The following is a 270-nucleotide window of genomic DNA, read 5'->3' as shown; positions in this document are numbered from 1 at the left end:
CCAGCCCCAGGTTCCCCTAGGGCTACCTTGTTACGACTTCACCCCAGTCATGAACCACAAAGTGGTGAGCGTCCTCCCGAAGGTTAAACTACCCACTTCTTTTGCAGCCCACTCCCATGGTGTGACGGGCGGTGTGTACAAGGCCCGGGAACGTATTCACCGTGGCATTCTGATCCACGATTACTAGCGATTCCGACTTCATGGAGTCGAGTTGCAGACTCCAATCCGGACTACGACGCACTTTTTGGGATTCGCTCACTATCGCTAGCT

Annotated in this window: 1 rRNA gene; it reads right to left on the bottom strand. The window is 54.4% G+C overall.

What is annotated here, in order from left to right:
* Nucleotides 1-270, bottom strand: a 16S ribosomal RNA gene (locus M9196_RS23400); the annotation flags it as partial.

The organism is Vibrio methylphosphonaticus (assembly GCF_023634655.1).
In the GTDB taxonomy this organism is placed as follows: Bacteria; Pseudomonadota; Gammaproteobacteria; order Enterobacterales; family Vibrionaceae; genus Vibrio; species Vibrio methylphosphonaticus.
The sequence above is the reverse complement of the archived record's forward strand: the minus strand, read 5'-3'. Positions and strand labels throughout refer to the sequence as shown.